Below are 1,515 nucleotides of genomic sequence, written 5' to 3' on the forward strand. Positions count from 1 at the left end.
TAGGGCTTGCCGAAAAAGCCTAAAACCTTTACAGAGAAAGACTTTGACTGGTTTGAACGCTCCGCGTGTGCAAGCTTATGAGCTAAAATCTGTCCAAAGCCTAGTACAACATCACTTTCGTAATGTACCGAAAAGTTGACCCAACCCCAAACCCGCCATCCAACTTTGACTTGCCTTTTGAGGGGCAATTGTTAGAAGATAATCGTTGGGTAATCATGGCGAAACTAATTCCGTGGTCAGCATTTGAAGCAGAATATGCTCAAAACTTTTCCCTAGATATGGGAGCTCCAGCGAAATCTTTTCGGATGGCATTGGGAGCATTAATTATTAAAGAAAGGTTAGGAACCAGCGATCGCGAAACAATAGAACAAATCCGAGAAAACCCATACTTACAATACTTTATAGGCATGACCAGCTATAGCAGTCAAGCACCATTCGACTCATCAATGTTGGTTCATTTTCGACAGAGAATAGGTGTCAACCTAGTCAATAAAATCAATGAAAAAATGGTCAAAGAGCAGACCGAAGCACCAGGCAAAGTAGTCAATAAAAAGTCATCGGACATCAGCGAGCCGAAAAATCAAGGAAAATTAATATTAGACGCAACCTGTGCGCCAGCCGACATTAAATATCCTAACGACTTAGGAATATTGAATCAAGCCAGGGAACAAACCGAAACAATCATAGATGCTTTGCACACTCAAATTCAGTCCCCCGTAAAAAAAAACCAAGAACTTATCGAAACCTAGCCAGAAAAGAATACTTGACAGTAGCAAAGAAACGAAGGCCATCACAAAAAGAACGAAGAAAAGCGATTAAGAAACAACTTCAATATATTAAAAGAAATTTAGCTCATATCGAGGACATGGGTGAGCTAACGTGGCTGAATAAATATTATTATAAAATGCTATTAGTAGTCACAGAAGTCTACCGTCAACAGTTATGGATGTATGAAAATAAAACACATAGTATTGAGGACAGAATAGTAAGTTTAACACAACCCCACATCCGCCCCATCGTCAGAGGGAAAGCCGGGAAATCCGTTGAGTTTGGGGCAAAGCTGTCAGCCAGTTGTCGTAACGGATACGTGTTTTTAGACCGAATTAGTTGGGATAATTTTAACGAGTCTGTAGACTTAAAGAAACAAGTAGAAGAATTTAAACGGTTCACGGGATTCTATCCTGAATCAATTCATGTAGATCGAATTTATCGAACCAGAGAAAATCGAGCGTGGTGCAAAGAAAGAGGGATTAGAATGAGTGGCCCCCCTCTAGGAAGGCCCCCGACAAATATCAGCAAGTCAACGAAAAAACAGGCTCAGTCAGACGAGAGAATTCGTAACTCAATTGAGGGAAAATTTGGAGAAGCCAAAAGAAGATTCAGCCTCGGTAGAGTGATGGCTAAACTTGGTAATACTTCTGAAACAAGCATCGCAATAACTTTTCTGGTGATGAATCTTTCTGCCCTGCTACGGCAGGCTTTTTGGCTTTTTTTCTGTCTATTTCACAACAAAAA

At 40.5% G+C, this 1,515-nt stretch carries 1 protein-coding gene; it reads left to right on the plus strand.

Annotation, left to right across the window (positions count from 1 at the left end; all coding sequences use genetic code 11):
• Positions 1–122 precede the first annotated feature (122 nt).
• Positions 123–1,515 (plus strand): IS5 family transposase gene (locus JGK39_RS33415; protein WP_293299128.1). Its coding sequence is split into 2 segments (ribosomal slippage), with 1,394 coding nucleotides annotated over them: positions 123–720 and positions 720–1,515; the frame shifts between segments, so codons are not numbered across the junction. This gene is flagged as partial in the annotation.

It is taken from the genome of Microcoleus sp. PH2017_12_PCY_D_A, from assembly GCF_020738565.1.
GTDB lineage: Bacteria > Cyanobacteriota > Cyanobacteriia > Cyanobacteriales > Microcoleaceae > Microcoleus.